General features: G+C 70.9%; 19 protein-coding genes. 8 read left to right on the top strand and 11 right to left on the bottom strand.

Features of this window, described 5'->3' with window-relative positions:
* Nucleotides 1-12 precede the first annotated feature (12 nt).
* Both LBW94_RS06005 and LBW94_RS06000 read left to right on the top strand, forming a co-directional pair.
* Nucleotides 13-912 (top strand): alpha/beta fold hydrolase, encoded by a 900-nt coding sequence (locus LBW94_RS06005; RefSeq protein WP_225060867.1) that lies wholly within the window; start codon nt 13-15, stop codon nt 910-912.
* Nucleotides 913-1287: 375 nt separating this feature from the next.
* Nucleotides 1288-2004, top strand: coding sequence for a MerR family transcriptional regulator (locus tag LBW94_RS06000; RefSeq protein ID WP_225060868.1), 717 nt, complete (start codon nt 1288-1290; stop codon nt 2002-2004).
* A gap of 170 nt (nt 2005-2174) precedes the next feature.
* On the opposite strand, the gene LBW94_RS05995 is transcribed toward LBW94_RS06000, so the two are convergent.
* Nucleotides 2175-2753, bottom strand: a complete 579-nt coding sequence (locus tag LBW94_RS05995; RefSeq protein ID WP_225060869.1) for a TetR/AcrR family transcriptional regulator — start codon at nt 2751-2753, stop codon at nt 2175-2177.
* An 87-nt stretch (nt 2754-2840) separates the two neighbouring features.
* Between LBW94_RS05995 and LBW94_RS05990 the strand changes: the two genes are divergently transcribed.
* Nucleotides 2841-3722 carry an SDR family oxidoreductase gene (locus tag LBW94_RS05990; RefSeq protein WP_225060870.1) on the top strand — a complete coding sequence of 294 codons (882 nt, stop codon included), beginning with the start codon at nt 2841-2843 and terminating at the stop codon, nt 3720-3722.
* A 166-nt stretch (nt 3723-3888) separates the two neighbouring features.
* Here the strand turns inward: LBW94_RS05990 and LBW94_RS05985 are convergent, their stop codons facing one another.
* Nucleotides 3889-4698, bottom strand: a complete 810-nt coding sequence (locus LBW94_RS05985; protein ID WP_225060871.1) for a thioesterase family protein — start codon at nt 4696-4698, stop codon at nt 3889-3891.
* 265 nt (nt 4699-4963) lie between these two features.
* Here LBW94_RS05985 and LBW94_RS05980 point away from each other — a divergent pair, with 265 nt between their 5' ends.
* A complete protein-coding gene (locus tag LBW94_RS05980; protein WP_225060872.1) occupies nt 4964-5455 on the top strand; it encodes a hypothetical protein in 492 nt (163 codons plus the stop codon).
* Between the two features lie 16 nt (nt 5456-5471).
* Here the strand turns inward: LBW94_RS05980 and LBW94_RS05975 are convergent, their stop codons facing one another.
* The 3 genes from LBW94_RS05975 to LBW94_RS05965 form a co-directional block, all read right to left on the bottom strand.
* Nucleotides 5472-7151 carry a DUF885 domain-containing protein gene (locus LBW94_RS05975; protein ID WP_225060873.1) on the bottom strand — a complete coding sequence of 560 codons (1680 nt, stop codon included), beginning with the start codon at nt 7149-7151 and terminating at the stop codon, nt 5472-5474.
* A 79-nt stretch (nt 7152-7230) separates the two neighbouring features.
* A complete protein-coding gene (locus LBW94_RS05970) occupies nt 7231-8430 on the bottom strand; it encodes an ABC transporter substrate-binding protein (protein ID WP_225060874.1) in 1200 nt (399 codons plus the stop codon).
* A gap of 34 nt (nt 8431-8464) precedes the next feature.
* A complete protein-coding gene (locus tag LBW94_RS05965) occupies nt 8465-9199 on the bottom strand; it encodes an ABC transporter ATP-binding protein (RefSeq protein ID WP_225060875.1) in 735 nt (244 codons plus the stop codon).
* Between the two features lie 132 nt (nt 9200-9331).
* Here LBW94_RS05965 and LBW94_RS05960 point away from each other — a divergent pair, with 132 nt between their 5' ends.
* Both LBW94_RS05960 and LBW94_RS05955 read left to right on the top strand, forming a co-directional pair.
* Complete coding sequence (locus tag LBW94_RS05960; protein ID WP_225060876.1) at nt 9332-11953, top strand: ABC transporter permease subunit; 2622 nt, start codon at nt 9332-9334, stop codon at nt 11951-11953.
* A gap of 174 nt (nt 11954-12127) precedes the next feature.
* Nucleotides 12128-12802 (top strand): alpha/beta fold hydrolase, encoded by a 675-nt coding sequence (locus LBW94_RS05955; RefSeq protein WP_225060877.1) that lies wholly within the window; start codon nt 12128-12130, stop codon nt 12800-12802.
* 297 nt (nt 12803-13099) lie between these two features.
* On the opposite strand, the gene LBW94_RS05950 is transcribed toward LBW94_RS05955, so the two are convergent.
* Nucleotides 13100-13792, bottom strand: a complete 693-nt coding sequence (locus LBW94_RS05950; RefSeq protein WP_225060878.1) for a DNA polymerase beta superfamily protein — start codon at nt 13790-13792, stop codon at nt 13100-13102.
* A 227-nt stretch (nt 13793-14019) separates the two neighbouring features.
* On the bottom strand, nt 14020-14850 hold the full coding sequence (locus LBW94_RS05945; RefSeq protein ID WP_225060879.1) for an alpha/beta hydrolase family protein: 831 nt from the start codon (nt 14848-14850) through the stop codon (nt 14020-14022).
* A 271-nt stretch (nt 14851-15121) separates the two neighbouring features.
* On the opposite strand from LBW94_RS05945, the gene LBW94_RS05940 reads away from it, so the two are divergent.
* The gene (locus LBW94_RS05940; RefSeq protein WP_225060880.1) at nt 15122-15658 is read left to right on the top strand and encodes a TetR/AcrR family transcriptional regulator; all 537 of its coding nucleotides are present in this window, start codon (nt 15122-15124) and stop codon (nt 15656-15658) included.
* 321 nt (nt 15659-15979) lie between these two features.
* Nucleotides 15980-16351 carry a ClpX C4-type zinc finger protein gene (locus LBW94_RS05935; RefSeq protein ID WP_255634937.1) on the top strand — a complete coding sequence of 124 codons (372 nt, stop codon included), beginning with the start codon at nt 15980-15982 and terminating at the stop codon, nt 16349-16351.
* A 90-nt stretch (nt 16352-16441) separates the two neighbouring features.
* Here LBW94_RS05935 and LBW94_RS05930 read toward each other — a convergent pair whose 3' ends face one another.
* The 4 genes from LBW94_RS05930 to LBW94_RS05915 all read right to left on the bottom strand — a co-directional run bounded on the left by LBW94_RS05930 (nt 16442) and on the right by LBW94_RS05915 (nt 20114).
* Nucleotides 16442-18058 (bottom strand): MFS transporter, encoded by a 1617-nt coding sequence (locus tag LBW94_RS05930; protein WP_225060881.1) that lies wholly within the window; start codon nt 18056-18058, stop codon nt 16442-16444.
* 166 nt (nt 18059-18224) lie between these two features.
* Complete coding sequence (locus tag LBW94_RS05925) at nt 18225-18647, bottom strand: organic hydroperoxide resistance protein (RefSeq protein WP_225060882.1); 423 nt, start codon at nt 18645-18647, stop codon at nt 18225-18227.
* A 2-nt stretch (nt 18648-18649) separates the two neighbouring features.
* Complete coding sequence (locus LBW94_RS05920) at nt 18650-19099, bottom strand: MarR family winged helix-turn-helix transcriptional regulator (RefSeq protein WP_225060883.1); 450 nt, start codon at nt 19097-19099, stop codon at nt 18650-18652.
* A 79-nt stretch (nt 19100-19178) separates the two neighbouring features.
* Nucleotides 19179-20114 (bottom strand): TIGR03619 family F420-dependent LLM class oxidoreductase, encoded by a 936-nt coding sequence (locus tag LBW94_RS05915; RefSeq protein ID WP_225060884.1) that lies wholly within the window; start codon nt 20112-20114, stop codon nt 19179-19181.
* Nucleotides 20115-20132: the final 18 nt, after the last annotated feature.

Here is a 20132-nt window from a genome sequence, read left to right as displayed (position 1 = left end):
CACCCTTGCCGCATGACGAGCAACATCACCGCACCGCCGATCGGCGGGTTCCAGGAGATCGACGGCCGCCGCCTCTTCGTGCACCGGGTGGGCAGCGGCGGACCGGTGGTCGTGTTCCTGCCGGGCGCGGGTGCGGTCGGGCTGGACTATTTCGCTGTGCAGCAAGGGGTTTCGAGGTTCGGCACCGCAGTGGTGTACGACCGGGGCGGCACCGGGTACAGCGATCCGGTGCCGTTGCCGCGCAATGCCGCCGCGGTCGCAGGGGAACTGCGCGAGTTGCTGCTCGCGCAGGACCTCGCGGGCCCGTATCTCCTGGTCGCGCACTCGCTCGGCGGGGCCTACGCGCATCGGTTCGCACAGCTGTATCCGAGCGAAGTGGCCGGGCTGGTCTGGGTCGACGGCTTCCATCGCGACCACGCGGACTTCATGCTCGCCGCGGGGCAGGCACCGGCGCCCGATCCCGCGCTGATCCGGCCGGTTCTGCGCGCGATGTACGCCGAACTGCTGGCGGACTATCCGCTCCATCTGCGGCAGCCGTTGATCGATGCCCATGCCGGCGACGACTGGCTGCGGGCCGGGGCGGCCGAGCGGAGCAGTGTGGGCGCACTGGTCACCGAACTGCGTGCCGGGCGCGACATTCCCGATGTGCCGGTGGTGGCGCTCACCACCGCGGGCGTCGATCCCGGGCCGTCGGCCGCGATGCCGGAACAGGCGATTCGTGTGATCCACGAGGGTATGCGCGCGATGGCCACGGCATTGGTGAGTGCGGTCTCGGCCGGGGAACATCGCGTCGTCTCCGGCGTCGGCCACCACCAAGTATGTTGCACGCGAGCCGATGTCGTCGTCCAGGCGATCCGCGATGTCGCCGATCGGGCAGTCGGCGACATCGCCGATCAGGCGATGCGCGCCTGACAGCGCGGCCCGGATACCGACGTGGCGTCGGCGCTCGGGACGATGGATCGACCACTCGGGACCGGACGGTCGCAACTGCGACCACAGTGACCGCCGCCGATCCGAGATCTACTGTCTCGGTTGGCCTCTGCCGCCACGTCTCGCCGGCGGCGTTCGCGGGGCCGTCGTCGCCCGGTGGCGCTCGTGTGTTCTCAGCGGCGGTTGGGCAGATGCCCACCATGCCCGCGGTGGCAGGTGCGGTTCCCCGCGCGTGATGCCGGCCATGGTGGTCGACGCGGCACCGGCGACAGCTGGTGCCCTGTCATAAGGCGTGTTCGCCAGTGCCACAGGTTCTAGACTCGAGGTGGCCGCGTTTCCCGGGAGATTGGAGGCACGGTGCTCACGATCGGCCAACTCGCTGCGACGGCCCGGGTCACCGTGCGTACCGTCCGTCACTACCATCAGGTCGGGCTGTTGCCGGAGCCGGAACGCGATGCGTCCGGGTATCGCCGCTACAGCGCGCAGGCGGCGGTGGATCTCGTCCGGATCCGGACATTGGCGGAAGCCGGTGTGCCACTGGCCCGTATCGAGGCGCTGCTGCGCGCGGAACCGGCCGAATTCGCGGCCGCGATCACCGACATCGACACCGCGTTGCAGGCCGAGATCGATCAGCTCACGGAGCGTCGACGCCGCCTCGCCGAATTGGCCGGCGGCGACGAACTCGTCCTGCCCGCCGAGGTGGTCGCCATCCTGAACCGGCTGCGCGCACTCGGCGTCAGCGAACGGACGGTCCGGCTCGAGCGCGACTGGGCGATCCTGACGCAGGCATCCGACCCGTCGGCGATGCCGCAGTGGATCCGGGACAAGAACGCCGGTTTCGACGACACCGAGAAGATGCGGCTCTACCTGGCCTGTGACCGATCCATAGACTGGGATCCGTACGATCCACGCGTGGACCGGCTCATCGACGACCTGGAAACCTGGGAGATCGACTACGAAGGCAGCCGCCCGGTGAGCCCGACGCCGATCTTCGCCCTGATCCTCCGGGAGTCACCCACCTGGTCCCGCGTCCTCGACGCACTCGCCCACCGCGCCGCGCGGCGCGACCGGTGAGCCTGTGTCACAGTCGATGTCGCGGCCCGAGCGGCAACCGCGGCCGGACGCGACGGCCACCGCACGCCCGGGCCGGACTGTCCGGGCGGTCAGCCTGTGCCGCAGTCGATGTCGCCCCCGCCGGTAGTGAACGTGTCGCGTCGATGCTGCTCGCGTGCGGCGAGGCGGGCTCAGTCCAGGGCGGTGGCCGCCGCGTGTAGTTCGCGCAGGGCGGTCAGGGTGTAGTCGGCCAAGGGGGCGGCGTCGGCGCGGTCGTCCGCGGACCATTCGGCGAAGCCGCGTTTGAAGGCGAGCACGCCGAGTTCGCTCGCCAGGTGGGCGGTGAGGTCGGGGACGTCGCGGGCGAGCAGGGCGGCGGTCATCGCGGCGGCCAGGCCGACGGTCTTGAGCGCGTCGCGCTCCTGGAGTTCGGCGCTGGCAGCGACGGCCGCGGCGAGGCGGGGGCCGAGTTCGCGGTTGACCGGGCCCATGGCATTCGACGCGCGCTCGAGTCCGGCGGCGACGGCCTGGAGTGGGCCCGCGTCGGCGGGCGCCTCGGCGATGCCCTCCGCGAGCAGTCTGCTCAGGGTTTCCTGGCCGGCGACCAGGACTTCGCGTTTGTCGGAGAAGTGCCGGAAGAACGTGCTGCGGGTGACGCCGGCGCGTTCGGCGATCTGTGCCACGGTGGTGTCGTCGTAGCCCTGCTCGGTGAACAGGTCGACCGCCGCGACGACAAGGCGTTCCCGCGCCCCCGGTTCCCATCGAGCCATACCGGCATCATAGGCGATGCGACATGTGTCGCATCAGTGCTACGGTGGTGATGCGACACAAGTCCCATCACTTTGGCAGGAGAAGTCATGCACGTCTTCGTCACCGGCGGTACCGGCACCATCGGGTCCGCCGTCGTCGCCGAACTGCTCGGCAACGGTCACACCGTCCTCGGCCTGGCCCGGTCCGACGACTCCGCGCGCACTCTCGCCGCGGCGGGCGCCGAACCGCTGCGCGGAGACCTGGCCGATCTCGACGTCCTGCGGGCCGGGGCCGCGCGGGCCGATGGCGTGATCAGCCTGGCATTCGGCCGCGACTACGCCGCTCCGGACGCGCTGGCCCGGGGCATCGCCGAGGAGAGCGCCGCGCTCACCACCCTGGGAACGGCGCTGCTCGGCACCGACCGGCCGCTGGTCACGGTCTCCGGCACACCGTGGGTGCCCGGCCGGGCCGCCACCGAGGCCGATCCGCTGCCCACCGACGGGCCGGTGGGTGGCCGTGGCCGGTCGGTCAACGCGCTGCTGGAACTGGCCGATCGCGGGTTGCGCAGTGCGGCCGTGCGGATGCCGCGCACGGTCCACAACCAGGGCAAGGGCGGATTCGCCGGACTACTGGTCGAGCAGGCCCGCCGCAGCGGCGTGTCCGGCTACCCCGGCGACGGCGCTCAGCGCTGGCCCGCCGTCCACGCACTCGACGCCGCCGTATTGTTCCGGCTGGTCCTGGAATCGGCGCCGGCGGGCACCTCCTGGCACGCGGTGGCCGACGAGGGAGATGCGGTGCGCGACATCGCCACCGTGATCGGCACGCGGCTGAACCTGCCGGTCGAGCCGGTCGCCGCGGACAGTTTCGGCCCGTTCGGCCCGATCTTCGCGATGGATCAGCCCGCGTCCAGCGGCTACACCCGGGAAACCCTGGGCTGGAAGCCCATCCAGCCCGCACTGCTCGATGATCTCACCACCATCCGCCCCTGAGCGGGGTGCTCGCCACACCTCTCGTCCGGTGAGGCGCGGGCGCCCCTGCGGCAGCGTCTCCCACGCCACAGGTCACCACGTGGAGATGGGATCGCCGCCACCGTGAGCCCCCGCCTTACAGCGGAAAGTCGCGCTCGCAGTGTACGACCGGCGGGCCGGGCCCGAATCAGCGGTGGGCGGCCGCGTGTTCGGCGGTGATCCGGGCGAAGTCGAGTTGGCGGCGGGAGTTGGAGACGGCGGTGACCACGCAGGTGCCGACGCGGCCGAGGCGGTCGTAGAGGGTGGCGGTGCCGACCGAGATGCCGTCGTGGGCAACGTGATCCGCGGCCTGGAGGCCCAGTTCCGGGCCCTCCGGCAGCCGCGACAGGGTGAGGGTCATGTCGGAGTTGATGTAGCCGACGCCCTGGGATCCCCAGTTGCACACCATGTTCGTGGTGTCGCCGACGATGGCGGCGCGCTGGAACGCGGAGGTCGGCTCGCCGGCCACCAGGGGTGGCTGGTGCTGCCAGATGGTTTTGCGCTCGGCGTTCTGGCAGGCCCCGAAGTCCGGGGTCCAGTCGTCCGCACCGGTCTGCACCACCAGGTGCATGTCCCGGTCGGTGGGCTCGGGCGGGTCCGGCAGGGTGTGCGCCGAGCGCCAGATCCGGCCGGGCGGGGTGTCGCCGGTCCTCAGGAACACCGCGGTGGCGCGGGCCCGGACCTCGCCGTCCTGTTCGATGCGGGCGTCGGCCACCACGATCCGGTTACCCCGGCGCACCACCTCGGCGCGGACCGCGATGGGATCGTTGACCACCGGCATGAACAGGTCCACGGTCAGCCGGGCTGGGACGAATTCGGCGTCGGGACAATGCTTTTCCAGCTCCCGGGCCAGCAGCCCGCACACCGCGTGGCCACCGATCTGCCGGGGCGACCACCGCGCCACCGCGAACGGCGATGCCTCGTACCGGCCGTCCACCGCTGTGAAGAACGCGACCACCGCGCCGACTCCCTCCGTATGTAACCCGAGAACTAGAGTAGAACACGTTCCATTCGCGCGTGGCGGGGTGGTTGCCGGGGCCCGGCCCGGCCGTGCGGCGCTGCCCGCCGAACCGACGGGCCGCCACCGTGCCATGGGCGGCGCACACGACGCCGTGGCGGACCCGGCCCGGACGGCCTGGTCCGGCGGTATCCGGCAACTGCTCCACCGGCCCGGAATAGGGTGGCCGTGTCGATTCATTCCGAATTCGAAGCCGGAGGCGAGCGTGAGGCGATGGGCGGCAGGGGCGATCGGGCTGATGGCTGCGGTCACGGTGATCGGCTATACAGGGCCGGCGCGGGCGGCCGATCCCCTCTTCTTCAGCTATCAGGGGTTGAACTGCGCGGTCTCGCCCGACGGCCTCCTCGGGTGTGATCTACCGGGCGACATGGTCGTCACACAGCGGCCGGAATTCCTGCCGCCCGGCAGCGGGGAGGATCTGTCCGTGCCCGTGCCGGGGCGGCAGATCACACAGGACGCGGTCGATGGGCCGATGCACGGGGCCACCCTGCCGGGGACCCCGTTCACCGTCGCGGGCGGCAATCCGCCCCCGGTGCTCGCACCGAACGGCTGCCCGGGACAGGCGTGTACACCCGACCCGCCTCTCCTGGGAACCGAGATCGTCTGCGGCGACGGCCATTACCGCGCCTTCGGCTGTACCACCGGCAACGGTCACGGATTCTCGCTGTCGCAACCCGGCCGGGTCCGCGTGTTCTGACGGCGGACGGCCCGCGTCACACCAGCGTCGCGGCCAGTTCCCGCAGCACCGGCAGGCTCAGCGAGCCGGAGCTCAGCACGGTGTCGTGGAAGGCCTTGACGTCGAAGCGATCTCCGAGCCGCTCGGTCACCAGGCGGCGCTGTCGGCGGATCTCCAGCTGCCCGACCTTGTAGGCCACCGCCTGGCCGGGCATCGCGATGTAGCGGTCGACCTCCACCCGGATCTCCGGAATCGCCACCGGCGCATGGGCGATCATGAAATCGACCGCCTGCTGCCGGCTCCAGCCCTTGGCGTGCAGGCCGGTGTCGACGACCAGCCGGCAGGACCGCCAGGAATCCGCCGCCAGCATTCCGATGCGCGCCAGATCGTCCGGGTACAAACCCATTTCGTCGGCGAGCCGCTCCGTGTACAGGGCCCAGCCCTCGACGAACGCGGTGTTGGCGAAGGACTGCCGCTGGAACCGCGGCAGATGCCCCAGCTCGTTGGCGATGGTGAGTTGCAGGTGATGGCCGGGGATGGCCTCGTGGAAGGCGACCGCGGCGCTCTCGTAGCGGTTGCGGCTGGTCGGCTCGTGCTGATTGACGAAATAGACGCCGGGCCGGGAGCCATCCGAGGCGGGCGGGAAGTAGTACGCCGCCGGGACCGCGGAGGCCAGGAAGTCGGGCACCGGCACGATGGTGCAGGACTCCTGGGGAAGCCGGCCGAACCACTGCGGCATCGCGGCGGTGGCGGCCGCCAGCCAGCGTTCGGCGTCGGTGAGGATCTGCTGCTCGTCGGCGTAGCGCAGGGTGTCGTCCTGCCGCAGCCGGGCGAAGATCTCGGCCTGCTCGGTGATCCCGAACAGTCGCGCGCCCACTTCGGCGTATTCCGCACGCAGCGAATCGAGTTCGGCCAGGCCCAGGTCGTGGATGGCGTCGGCGGTGAGGTCGGCGACAGTGGTGTGGCGGCGCAGCTGCCGCTGGTAGATGTCCTCGCCGTCGGCGCCGAGCCAGCACAGGCCCGCCCGGTCGTCGGGCCGGGCGGCGGGCAGCAGTTCGTCGGCGAGCGCGGTGCGGTAGCGGCCGAAGGCGGGCCGGATCACCTCGCGGACCAGCTCCGACAGGGTTGCGCGCCAATGCTGTTCGCCGTCCCAGTCGGCCGGGCCGGGGAAATTCGCGAACGGGTCGGCGGCGGGATCACCGGCCAGATAGCCGTCGAGCTGGTCCAGTGAGCGTTCGATGGCGAGCCGGGCGGGGGTGCGGCCGGCGGCGAGCCCGGCCCGGAACCGTTGCACCGCTTGATCGATCAGGGTGCCGAACTGCTCGAACCGCTGCACCAGGGCGAGTGCGTCAGTGGGCGCGGGCGCGTTGAGTTGCGGTGCCACCGTGAGCAATTCGGCGTGCACGCCGGTCATCTGATCGGAGGCCAGTTCCACCGGCCGCCAGGACAGGTAGTCGACCGCCGATTCCAGTTCGGCGCGCAGCAGGCTGCGGGTGACCCGGTCGGCGGCCGCCAGCCGGTCCGCGTCCAGCGCCTCGGCCTCGGCCAGCAACCCGCGCAGCGTGCCGAGATGACGCTGCTCGGCGGCCTCGGACAGATCCTCGATCCGGTCGTCGAACCGGCGGTCGCCCAGCAGGGTGGCGGTGCTCGGCGAGGCCTCCAGCACGCTGTCCCAATATCGCTCGGCCAGCTCGATCAGTTCCTCGTGCGCGTCCATGCCGATCATCATGCCGTGCGCCGGGCGGCGGACGCGGCGGCGGGCCGGTCGCCGTGGCGACCGGCCCGCCACGCTGTGCTCAGGGCGCCGGTTGCAGGACCTGACGGGTGCCGGAGTCGTAGAGTTTGCCGTCCCAGCGGGCGGTGCCGTCGGCCACGTGGACGACCGTGTAGGCGGGGTTGTAGATGCCCGGATACGGCAGCGGGCTCTTGGCGGCGAAGGAGATCGCCGGGGTCAGGCCGCCGGTCTTCACCGCGGTGAGTTTGTGCAGGCCGTCGAGCACCGCGGCCCGGTCCACGGTGTGCAGGGTGCCCGCGACCTGGGCGAACATCTGCACGCCGAGCCAGCTGGTCAGCGCCAGCTCGGTGATCTTGCCTTGCGGGGCATAGGCTTTCATGTCGTCGTTGAACTGCTTGCCGTAGGCAGTGGAGGTGTCCCAGGCCGGCGGGAAGACCGTGCTCAGGGTGACCGGGCCGCCCGCGCCCATCGTCTCCATGGCGTGCTTCTCGAATGCGACGCCCGCGACGGCGACGGTGCCCTTGAATCCGGCCTGCCGCAACGCGTTCACCGCCACCGGGGTCTGCGCGGTGAACGACAGCCAGATGATGGTGTCGGGATTGCCCGCGATCGCCTGCTGCACCGGGGCGCTGAGGTCCGCGGCGGTGGCCGACAGCCGGACGTCGGCGGTCACCTGCACCCCGGCCGCCGACAGGATCTGCGTGATCGCCTTGCGGTTCACGTCGGAGGTGGGCAGGTCCAGGGTCACCAGCCCCACCTTCTTGGCGCCACTGGCCACGACATCCTGGGCCATGCCCGGGAATCCGACGACGGTGCCGCCGTTGACGTTGAACGCCAACGGGTTCGTCACGTCGAAGGTCGACACCGGCCACTGTCCGACGACCGGCATCTTCGCCGCCTCCAGCTGCGCCTTGTCGGCGTCGAGGAAGATGTCGGAACCACCGGCGAGCGCCACGATCTTCTTGTCCGACAGGATCTTCCGGACGCAGTTCGCGGAATCGGTGGCGTTCTGGTGCATATCGCAGGTGGTCAGCTTCAGCTGCCGGCCGTTGACCCCGCCGTGCGCGTTGATCGACTGGACCGCGGCCTGGGCGCCGTCGCCGTACTCCGGGTTGGCGCTGACGCCGCCGGACAGCGCGGCGATGGCGGCGATCTCCAGCGGCCCGTCGCCGCCGGAGGAGCCACCGCTGCTGCTGCACGCGGTCAAGGCCAGGGCCAGCGCCGCCAGGGGCGCCAGCAGCTTCGCGACGGGTCTCGACATGTACGAACCTCTCGGAGGGGTGAACGGCGAAGAATTACGACAGGTACAGCGCCGCGAGCTCTTCCAGCTGCGGCAGCCAGGCGGCCGCGGGGCGCTCGTCGACGAGTTCGCCGCGGCGCAGCACACAGGCCCGGTCCGCGCGGGCCAGCACGGCTCTCGCGTTCTGTTCCACCAGCAGCACCCCCACGCCGGTGTCGGCGGTGGCGCGCACCGCGTCCAGCAGTCGCTCGCGCACCTGCGGGGCCAGGCCCAGTGACAGCTCGTCGATCAGCAGCAGCCGGGGCCGGCGGGCCAGCGCCAGGGTCAGGGCCAGCATCTGTTGTTCGCCGCCGGAGAGCAGGCCCGCGCGGTGCCGCAGTCGTCCGCTCAGTTCCGGGAACAGGTGCAGCGCAGCGGAATCGGCGCCGACCAGGCGCAGCGACTGGCGCACGGTGAGGCCCGGGAAGATGTGCCGCTCCTCCCCCAGGAAGGACACGCCGCGGCGGCAGCGCCGGTAGGCGGGCAGCGTGGTGCAGGTCTCGCCGAACAACCGCACCTCACCCGCGGTGGGCCGCAGATAGCCCGCGAGGGTGCGCAACAGGGTGGTCTTACCGGCGCCGTTGGGGCCCAGCAGCGCCACCACCTCGCCCGGCCGCACCGTCAGCTCGATCGCGCGCAACACGTCCACCGCGCCGTAACCGGCCGCCAGCCCGGTCGCCCCGATCGCGACCGGCAGCTCCGCCCCGGCGCCGGACGTCGGCGAAACGTCCACTCCCGCACTCACACCCATCGGAATCCACCGCATTTCCGCAACTGCCCTGTTGCCCAACCCTTGCGAGTAGGTGCTCACAAACATACAGTCGGCACGAGCGCTTCGCCAGAGAAGCGCCGACTACATCGGGAATACGGCGAAGGGGTCGTGATGGATTTGACCCTGCGGTTCGCGCTGCTCGGCCTCGGCATCGGCGGTGTGTACGCGGTGAGCGCGGTGGGGATCGTGGCGATCCACCGCGGCTCCAGGACGATCAATTTCGCCCACGGCGGCATCGCGCTCTGGGGTGCGCTGCTGTGTTACTGGCTGCGTGACGACGCGGGCTGGCCGTTCGCGGCCGCGGCCGCGGTGACGCTGGCGAGTGCGGCGGTGTTCGGGGCGCTGATCTACCTGGTGGTGATCCGGCCGATCCGCGGTGCCACCCAGCTGTCGCGGATGGTGGCGACCCTCGGCCTGCTCGGATTTCTGACCGGGCTGGCGCACACCGTGTTCCCGGATGTGCCGCGAGTGCCGCGCAGCGCGCTGCCCTCGTCCACGACGAGCATACTGGGCCAGCCGATTCCGACCGAGCGGGTGGCGATCCTGATCATCGCGGTGGTGGTGGTCGCGGTGCTGGCCGGCTGGTCGGCGTGGGCGCGGCTGCCGCTGATGACGAAGGCGATGGCCGAACACGAGTCCGCCGCACAGGCATTGGGCGCCTCACCGCATGCGCTCGGCGGCCTGAACTGGGCGCTGGGCTCCGTACTCGCCGCTGCCGCGGGCATTCTCGTCGCGCCGATCGTCGGCCAGTTCGACACCACCATGCTGACGGTGACGGCCTTCGCGCTGGCCGCCGCGCTGCCCGGCCGCTTCGACGGGTATCTGTCCGCATTGGCCGGTGGTCTGGTGCTCGGCGTCGGCGAGAGTGTGGTGACCCATCTGGTGGCCGACCACGTCCCGCAGCAGTGGCAGCTGGGCTGGCCGCAGACGGTGCCGTTCGTCGCGGTGCTACTGGTCCTGGTGCTGCGCCGGGACCGGGCGGGCAATCGGTTGCCCGCGGTGCCCGCACAACCGGTGGCGGCCGGGCTGTTCCGGCCGATTCCGGTGGTGATCGCGCTCGCCGCGGTGCTCGCGGCGCTGTTCCTCGGCGCCCAGGACTGGCGGGACGCGGCGACGGTGTCGATCATCTTCGCGATCCTGGTGTTGTCGCTGGTGCTGCTGGTCGGCTACGCCAACCAGATCAGCCTGGCGCAGTTGACCGTTGCCGGGCTCGGCGCGTATGTGGCGGCGCGGCTGGACATCTCGTCCGGGCTGCCGTTCCTGTTCGCGCCGCTGGTCGGCGCGGTGGTGGGGGCGCTGGCCGGACTGCTGGTCGGGTTGCCGGCGCTGCGGGTGCGCGGCATCAATCTGGCGATCCTCACCATGGCGGCCGCGATCGCGGTCTCGGTGGTGCTGTTCGAGAGCTCCACCTTCACCGGCGGATTGGTGGGGCTGCAACCACATTCGCCGAGCCTGTTCGGCTTCGACATCGATGCGGCGCTGTATCCCGAACGGTACGGGGTGTTCTCGCTGTGCTGGCTGGTGCTGGCGGGTGTGGTGGTGGCCATGGTGCGGCGCTCGGCGCTGGGCCGGCGGCTGCTGGTGGTGCGCACCAACGAACGCGCGGCCGCGGCCGCCGGAATCAGCGTCACCCGTGCGAAACTCGCCGCCTTCGTGATCTCCTCGGCGCTGGCCGGAGCCGCGGGCGTGCTGCTGGCCTTCCGCAGTTCGACGGTCACCTTCAGCCAGTTCTCGTTCATGGACTCGATCAATCTGGTGAGCCTGGCCGTCATCGCGGGCGTGACCTCGATCGCCGGTGGAATGTTCGGCGGCGTGATGGCGATGGGCGGGCTGGTGTATCTGGCCGTCTCGGATCTGAACATCGGTGTGCTGACCGACAATTACGGCACCATCTTCGGCGCCGGGCTGGTGCTCACCGTGCTGATCCATCCGAACGGGGTGACCTGGCGTCAACGCGCGCAACTGGATCCGGCCCCCCTGCCCGACGGAGTCGCGGCCCCGCGTCCGGGCGCCGAGCTGGCCGCGGCCGAGGTGTCGGTGCACTTCGGTGGCGTGGCGGCGGTCCGGTCGGTGTCCATGACGGCCCGGCCCGGCCAGGTGACCGGCCTGGTCGGCCCCAACGGCGCGGGAAAGACCACGCTGCTCGACGCCCTCGGCGGCTTCGCCCCGATCGATACCGGCCGGGTGCTGCTCGGGGAGCAGACGCTGACCGGCCGCAGCCCCGACGCGCGGGCCCGCGCCGGGCTCGGCCGGGTGTTCCAGGGCGGCGAGCTGTTCGAGGATCTCACCGTGGCGCAGAATCTGCGGGTGGCCGCCGAGAACGCCGGGCACACCGACGGCCGGCTCCCGGAACCGGCGCGGACCGCGGTCGAGAAGTTCGGGCTCACCGCCGATCTCGCCCGGCTGCCCGCCGAATTGTCCATGGCGAAAAGGCGTTTCACCGGCATCGCCCGCGCCCTCGCCACCGACCCCGCCGCCGTGCTGCTCGACGAGCCCGGCGCGGGCCTGTCCATCACCGAGATCGGCGAACTGTCCGCTGCCCTGCGCGAACTCGCCGACGACACCGGTCTGGCGGTACTCGTCGTCGACCACGACATGGCGCTGGTGATGTCCGCCTGCGACCGCATCGTGGTGCTGCACCAGGGCGCGGTGATCGCCGACGGCACTCCCGAGGAGATCCGCGCCGACGCCGGCGTGCAGGAGGCATATCTGGGGTTGTCGGCGGCCTACTGAGGACCGTGAAGTTGGCGGGGAACGGGTACAGGTCGGCGGCGCAGCGGTAGCCCGCCACCTTCCCGCACTGATGGTATGGAAGCAGTTCGGAATCGCCTCGGCGAACGCCGAAATCCGTACCCACAGTGCATCGGTCGCGGGCCTGCCACGCGATCGAGAAAGAGGGAGACCCCCATGGCAACATACGTTCTGGTCCCCGGCGCCTGGCACGGCGCCTGGGCCTTCGAGACGGTGGTACCGCTGCTGGAACGCGCCGGTCATACCACGCACGCCCTGACCCTGACCGGTCTGCGGCCCGAGGACGACGACGCCACGGTCGCGACGGCCAACCTCGACACCCACGCCGCCGACGTCCTGGCACTGCTGGACCGCGCCCACCTCACCGACGTGACCCTGGTCGGCCACAGCTACGGCGGCATGGTGGTCGCGGCCGCCGCCGACCGGGCCCACGGCCGGATCTCACGTGTGGTGCATCTCGACGCCTACGTACCCCACGACGGCGAATCGTGCTGGTCCGCCACCACCGAGGCCTACCGGCAAGCGTTCGTGGCCGGCGCGGTGACCACCGGCTACGCCGTCCGTCCGCCCGACCGTCCCGGCCGTGACCCCCGCCGCCGTCCGCACCCCCTCGCCTCGCTGGTGCAGACCATCCGCCTCACCGGAGCGTTCGATCGAATCCCCCGGCGCGAGTTCGTCTACTGCTCGGGTTGGGAGGGAACGCCTTTCACCGACCTCCGCACCCGCCTCGCCGCGGATCCGCACTGGCGGGTCCACGAACTCCCCACCGCGCACGACGCGATGCGCGAGGCCCCGGCCGCGGTCGCCGACCTGCTGCTCCGAGCCGCCTGAGGCCACGTACGGCTCGCACCTGCTCGCTCGGTATGCCCTGCGCAACAACACATTCCGATCGACCGACCGCGCCCGGTCAGCACTGATCGGGGCGGGGCATCCGGCGAGGCGGTCGGCGGCGTCGTCGCCGTGCCGGAATCCTTCGAGTACGTGCTCGACCTGGACGGTGGCTCCCTGTTCGCACCGCCAGGATCGGCTGGTCGCGGGAATCGTTGCCGCGGAACGCTATCTGCCAGGTGGCGACATCATCGGTCCTCGGCCCGGGGCGGCGGGAGCAACACGGATACGCTGCCGGGCTCAGGGTGCCGTGAGATGAGCGCGGCGGACCCGTTGCAGGAAGTCCTCCAGTGGGGCCTCGTTCGGGGCCGCAGGCAGCACGGTGGCCGAGTCGTCGAAGCGGGATTCGCACTGCGCCAGCAGTTCCTGGGCCACCACCGCGTCCGGGTCGGCCATCACCTGCTCACCGAAGGCGAAGTAGGCGTCGGGATCGGTCACCCGCACCGGCAGGACACCGGTGGTGTACAGCTGGTGGCCCTGCCACAGCAGGCGCATGGTGTGGCGGGCGTGCTTGGCGCGGCGGGGATCTCCGGTGCGCGGGTGGCGGGCCAGCCGGACCACCTGGGCGGTCGCGTAGCCGTAGAACGCCTTTCGGACCCGGGACGCGGACAGGAAATGTTCGCGCAGTGCGACCAGTTCCGCCCCGAAGTCGGTGAGGCACAGGTACTCCTCGAGCCACAGCACCTCCATCGCGGAGGGGTTGCACGCCAGGATCAGGCCCATCGCCTTACCCAGTTCGTGGTAGGTGGCGTCGGCGCCGTCGCGGCCGGTGCGGGTGGACCGCTGCCGGTCGGGCGGGTGCAGGCCCAGCAGATTCGCGGTCGGCTCGACGTAGACGCCCGCGTAGTCGAGATCGCTGGTGGGGGTGCTCAGGCCGTAGGCGGTGGATCCGACCACACCTTCGAGCAGCAGATGCGTGGTGGTGGTGTTCACGCCCTCCCCTTCCTGCGGAACTCGCTGTGCGGCAGCGGAATGCCGTGCGCACCGCGCTTCGCCCCGCCGATTTCACCGGGGCCCGTCTGGTTTAGCATCAGCCGGCGGTTACCGGCCAGCGGTTTTCGTGCCGCGCCTGCCACGGCAATCCCGGTGGGGATGCGGCAGCCGGGCCCGCGGCCCTCACGGCAGCGGGCGCCCGGGTGAGGTCCGCCTTCGTGGTGGCGTCACCGGCCGGTGGTGATCCGCTCGGCGAACCAGCGGGTCAGGATCGCGTCGACCGCTACGGCGGTCGGCCGCGGCGGGGCCGGTTCCAGCCCCGGTTCGTCGGCCAGCGGGTGCGCCAGATCCGGGACCGAGACGTGTTCGACGGCGCCGGGATCCGGGTATCGCGCGCGCAACGCCGCCACCAGGTCCGCGGCGTCGGTCCGGAACTCCGGGTGGTCGATCTCCCCGCTGATCAGCAGCACCGGTGGCCGAGCCGTGAGTTCCGTTGCCCGGGAAACGAAGTCGAGCCCCGCCGCGACCTCGCGGGACCGCGCCGTCCACTGGTACGGATGTCCGGCCATCGCTTCGACCAACGGGACCGCGGAACCCACCCGCACGGCGGGATTCACCAGTGCGACCGCCTGCACCGGTGTCCGCGCCGCATACAGCACCTCCAACGCGACGGCGCCGCCGAGCGAGGCGCCGAGCACACCGATCGGCGCGTCGCCGACGGGCAGCCGATCGCGCAGCGCGCCGAGCGCGTCCGGGAATTCGGCCACGGCCTGCGCGACGAACGGCGCCAGGAACGCGGTCAGCGCGTCGTCGCGGGCCAGTGCGAGGACGGCCTCGACACCGGCGGCGGGCATCCGCGCGCCGCACATCGGCATGCCCAGATGCACCCGCCAGGCCGGCACTCCCGCCATGGGCAGGGCGGCCGCGAACGCGGCGTCCGTGCGAGGTGCGTCGAGCATGTGCCAGGTGATGATCAGTGGGGCCGGACCGTCGATGGGCTGTGTGGGCGGCAGTGCCGTGAACGGCACCCCCGCCGCGAGGCCGCTGATCGTTTCCATGAGGCTCCTCGAGTCGGCGATACGACCCCACCACCGTAGATCCGTCAGCCGATCGGCGATGGAAGTGCCTGCCAGGCTTGGGCATTCGGCAGTCGATCACGGTATGAGGCATCGTGGCGCGGCGCGGAGCGGGCGCCGCCGTCCCGATCGGGCACCCGCACCACGCGCCGATCGGGGCAGCTGGGTGGGCCGGGCGCCGGTCGGCTGGGACAAGTCCCGGCTGCCGGTGGATCGGCGTCCGTACGGGTCGTTCCGCCTTATAGTCGGGGGCGTGAGGGCAGACGACCGGCCCGGCCTCCCGGCCGAGCGCACCCGCGAGCATGTGCTGGCCTGTGTCCAGGAGATTCTGGTGGCGGAGGGACCGGAGGCGGTCACGTTCACCGCTGTCGCCCGCCGTGCCCGGGTGTCCCGCAATACGCTGTACCGGCACTGGTCCGCGCGGGATCAACTGCTCGCCGACGCCGCGGTGCGGTACCACCGGCTCGACGAGGCGCCGGGCGAAGCGACGCCCGCCACCGTGCTGGAATTCCTGCGGGCACTGCGCGACGCCCTGGCGACGCCCGGCACCGCGGCCGCGTTCACCACACTCGCGGCCCACGCCGAACACGATCCGACCGCCGACGAGGCGCTGCGGCGGATCACCGAGTTGAGCCGGGTCCGGCTGGCCGAGATCACCGGCCCGCTGTCGGACGCGGCCTTCGCGCGCATTCTCGGCCCGCTCTACTTCCAGGCGTTGGTGGCCCGCCGCCCGGTCGACGACGATTTCCTGGCCGAACTGGCCGCCGACTGGCGACCGGTCGACCACTGATCGGTCGTGGCCGAAGCTCCGGGCGGACCCGGTCCGCTCGTTTGACGGCGCTCTCCCGCATCTGCCACGATGGCGGCGGCGAGTTCCGCGCCGCCCTCTTCGGCTGTCCCAGCAGGCCGTCTCCGGAGGTAAAGGGGATCATGTCCTCGGTTTCGTTGTCCGTACCCATTCCGAGGGTGTCGCTGGGGCGCCGATCGGAGTGTGCGAGACCGGATGACGACGAAGAAGCACCTCAAACGTCGGGTCAGATCGACTGCTGCTCGGACCGGTGAGCCCTATGCGACCGTCCTCCGGAGACTCCGCCAGCAACAGGAGAATCGTATGTCCGTCGAAGTCGAGCAGTCGTGCTCGTTCTGCACCAAGCCCTCCAGCGCCGTGCGACGCCTCGTCGCCGGTCCCGGCGTCTACATCTGCGACGAGTGCGTGGCGCTGTCCGCGACGATCATCGCGGATGTGGAGGCCGGAACCACTCCGGAGCAGGAGGCGGCCCGCCGATCCCGGCATCCCGACTACTCCGCCGGCGAAATCCTGACGTTGCTGCCCGCCGTGGCCGCCAACGCGGCCCGGGTGCAGGCCGATCTGGCGGGCTGGATCGGCCGGCTCCGAGCGCACGGCGTCGACTGGCCGATGATCGCCGACACCCTCGGCCTGGATGTCGACACCACCCGCCGGCGTTTCGACGGTGACGTGTAGCCGTCGCGGGCCGGAGCGGACCGGCTGAACCGGCCCCCGGAATCGAGTACGGGCTGTGGCCGATCGAATCGGCCACAGCCCGTAGCTGTTTCAGAAGGCGGTGCCGCCCGTGGCCGGGGTGCGCCCGTGCCGCATGAACAGGGCGACGATCAGCCCGATGACCGAGGTGATCACCGCGAACCAGAAGCCCAGCACATAGCCGTGCTCACCGAAGACCTGCGGAATCGGGGCGGTCTGGGTCTGCCCGGCGACCGTCACCACCGCGTGCAGCGGATTGTTGGTGAGGAAGGCGGTGATGGCGGCGGTGCCGATCGCCACGCCCATGCTCTGCATCACGCCCAGCACGCCGAGGCTGATGCCCTGTTGTTCCTGTGGGACCGCCTCCACCACCAGGGTCGGCGCGGCGGCGTAGTAGAGCCCGAACGCGATACCGAACGCACCGCTGGTGATCGCGAACAACCCCCAGGTGTGCGGCATCAGCGCCTCGGTGATGCCGACCCCGGCGAAGATCAGCGCGGCGGCGATCAGCGGATACCAGGGGCCGATCCGCCGGGCCACCAGTCCCGCGATCACCCCGAAGATCATCCCGAGAATGCCCTGCACCAGCGCGACCCGGACGGCGAACTGCAACAGTGTGAGCCCGTCGCCGTAGCTGTAACTCGGGTCGATCACCACCCGCACCGCCTGCGGCAGCAGATGCAGTTTGTACTGCTGGGCCGCGGTGTCGACGGTGGCGTTCACGATGGTGCCGCGCAGCATCTCCTGGCTGGGGGTCTGCACCATGTAGGCGATCGCGTACCCCTGGATCCCCACCATGCAGGAGCTGAACAACGCGGTGATCAGCATCAGGCTCACCCGGGGGTGGGCCAGCAACCGGATGTCGACCACCGGTATCCGCACCCGCAGTTCCACCAGCACGAACACCACCAGCAGCAGGATTCCGGCGAGCAGCCACAGCAGCGTCATCGGACGCGCCCAGCCCCAGTCCTGGCCCTTGTCGATGTAGATCAGCACCAGCGCGGTGCCGCCGGACAGCAGGGCCGCGCCCGCGATATCGATCGGTTCCCGCACGCGCAGTGTCGAATCCGGCACCACCAGCGCCACGATCGGCAGCATCAGTACGGTGAAGCCGAACAGGAACCAGAACATGGCCCGCCACTGGTAGTTGTCGACCAGCCACCCGGCCAGCAGCGGCGCCAGCGCCGCGGAGAAGCCGAACCCGGTCGCGGTGAGGCCGAGTCCGACGGGAACGAGCCTGCGCGGCAACAGATCCCGGATCAGGCCGTAGGAGACCACGGCGGTCGCGATGGCGGTGGCCTGTAGGCAGCGGCCCAGCAGGAACACCCACCAGTTCGAGGTGAGCGCCGACAGCAGGCAGCCCACCGCGAACAGCACGCCGCAGATCAGGAACAGCCTCTTCTTGCCCCAGACGTCGCTCATCTTGCCGATCAGCGGCGAGGCCGAGGCCCCGACCAGGCCGAACGCGATCATCGTCCAGGTGATGTTGGCCCCCACCCCGGGGAACGACGGCGCGATCTTCTGGAGTGCGGCCGCGACCATCGTGTACTGCGTGGGCGCGATCTCACTGAACAGAACGATAACCAGTAGCACCGACCAGATCCGTGCCGGTGAGGCATCGTCGAGACGACCGGTGTCGGTCGGCGCGTCGGGTACACCGGCGCCTTCGACGGTGGAAGCCGTGGACATGGCAACCCCTTTCGGGATTCGAAGCGAACTCGAGTGCCGTGAAGCATGACACCGATTCGCCATCGCCGTGACCGTTTCACCAGCGCGCGGGGCAACTTTTTTGCAACGTGTTCCACATGACTGGGCGCGCCGCCGGAACCGGACGGCGCGCCCAGTCGAGCGCGGATCAGTCGTCGGTGACGGTGATGGTCACCGGGATGTTGCCGCGGGTCGCGTTGGAGTACGGGCACACCTCGTGCGCCTTGTCGGCCAGCGCCTGGGCCTCGTCGTGCGACAGGTGCGGCAGGGTGATCTCGAGGGTGACCTCCAGGCCGAAACCGCCGGCGTCGTTGGGGCCGATGCCGACCTTGGCGCCGACCGAGGAATCGTCGACGTCGGCCCCGGCCTGGCGGGCGACCAGGCGCAGCGCGGAGTGGTAGCAGGCGGCGTAGCCGATGGCGAACAGCTGCTCCGGGTTGGTGCCCTCCCCGGAACCGCCCATCTCCTTCGGCATCGCCAGGTCGACGTCCAGCCGGCCGTCGCTGGTGCGGCCGTGACCGTTGCGGCCGTCGCCGGTGGCGAGGGCCTCTGCGGTGTACAGGACTGCCATGATCAGTTCTCCTTCGAATGGATATGGGCCGTGAGCGCCCGGGTGAGACGCTGCAACGAATCGCGCAGGGTCTCCATGTCCTCCCGTGACATGCCGGTGGATGCCGCGATGCGCAGCGGTACCTCGCACGCGTCCTCGCGCATCCGGCGGCCGGTCTCGGTGAGGGTGATCGCGACCCGCCGTTCGTCCTCGGCGCTGCGCCGCCGCTGCACCAGGCCGGCCGCTTCCAGCCGCTTGAGCAGCGGCGACAGCGTGCCGGAATCCAGCGACAGCGTGCCGCACAGCTCGCCGACGGTCAGGCCGTCGTGCTCCCACAGCGCGAGCATCACCAGGTATTGCGGGTAGGTGAGCCCGAGTGCGTCCAGCTCGGTGCGGTAGACCGCGGTCATCGCCCGCGATGCCGCGTAGAGCGGGAAGCACAGTTGCAGGTCGAGGGCCAGCGGGTTGGTCACGTCCAATACTGTAGTACACAATTAAGTTGTGCGCAATATATCTACCGAGCGGTGTGCGGCGGGGACTGCGGGGGTCGGCTCACTGCGGGACGGCCGGGAGCACCTCGGCGTCGAACCAGCGCAGGAAGTCCAGATATTCGGACTCGCCGCCGACGCCGGGCGGGGTGACCACGGTGACCCGGGTGATGCCCAGCGGCGCGAAGCGGTCGCGGTAGGCGGCCACCAGCTGGTCCCGGTAGGCCGCCAGCTCCGCGAGGGTCGCGGTGCGGAAGGTGGCCGGCGGCGTGACCCCCTCCGGCGCCTCCAGCCAGTTGATATCGAAATGGCCGGCCTTACCGGCGAATTCGGGCCGATCCCGCAGATAGTCCAGCAGCGGCGGCAGTTCCGCGACGGTGAGGCCGGTCGGATTCGGCTGCCAGCCGTCGTGCCGGGCCGCGCGGCGCAGCGCCGGGCGCGAATTACCGCCCACGTACACCGGCGGTCCCGGCCGCTGCACCGGTCGCGGCGCCACCGCCAGACCGGTGATGTCGAAGTGCGCGCCGCGGTGTTCCGGCTCGTCCTCGGTCCACAGGGTCGCCAGCGCCGCCAGGATCTCGTCGGTCAGCGCGCCGCGCTGCGCGAACGGCACCCCGAGCGCCGCGAACTCCGCCTCGGCGTGCCCGACCCCGACCGAGACGTTGAGCCGCCCGTCCGACAGCACGTCGATGGTCGCCAGCGCCTTGGCCAGCCGCAGCGGATGGTGGTACGGCAGTACCAGCACGGCCGCGTCGATCCGGACCCGTTCGGTGACCCCGGCGGCGAATGCCATGGCGCTCAACGCATCCTGCCAGTACGCACCGAGCCGGGGCACCTCGGCCAGCGGGATCCCCGGATGCTCGGACACGCTCACCGTCGTGAAGCGCAGCCGATCGATCTCGCGCAGGACGCGGCGGAAACCGGCCGGGGCCAGCGTCCGCGCCCACTCGTCGTGACCGGGCAGATGCCGGGAGCCCGGCAGGATGATGTCGAATTTCACCCCCCGATTCGAGCAGCG

The organism is Nocardia sp. alder85J (genome assembly GCF_020176955.2).
In the GTDB taxonomy this organism is placed as follows: Bacteria; Actinomycetota; Actinomycetes; order Mycobacteriales; family Mycobacteriaceae; genus Nocardia.
The sequence above is the reverse complement of the archived record's forward strand: the minus strand, read 5'-3'. Positions and strand labels throughout refer to the sequence as shown.